The sequence below is a fragment of the Paraburkholderia sp. SIMBA_054 genome (genome assembly GCF_046534875.1).
GTDB classification, from domain to species: domain Bacteria; phylum Pseudomonadota; class Gammaproteobacteria; order Burkholderiales; family Burkholderiaceae; genus Paraburkholderia; species Paraburkholderia hospita.
On record NZ_JAWRXV010001243.1, the window covers coordinates 1 to 253 of the forward strand.

Annotated in this window: 1 protein-coding gene; it reads left to right on the top strand. The window is 43.1% G+C overall.

Annotation, left to right across the window (positions count from 1 at the left end):
* Nucleotides 1-253, top strand: a 253-nt coding sequence (locus tag SB822_RS59085; protein WP_410859373.1) for a FlgD immunoglobulin-like domain containing protein, incomplete at both ends; no start/stop codon positions are given.

The following is a 253-nucleotide window of genomic DNA, read 5'->3' on the forward strand; positions in this document are numbered from 1 at the left end:
TGAAAATGCCAATGTAACGGTGGAAATCAAGAACAGTAAAGGAATAGTGGTTGGAACCCTTGCTTCAAGGCAGGTCACTAAAGGCAGGCAATCGGCAACTTGGGATTTCAGAAATATGTCCACCGGGACGTTTACCGTGACCATCTCCGCTAAGGATGAGAGCGACAATCGGAATACCGTTTCAACGAAAATCCCTATTAGGAAGACGATGGGAATTGTGACAGCAAGTGTATTACATATTAAAGAAAAAAGA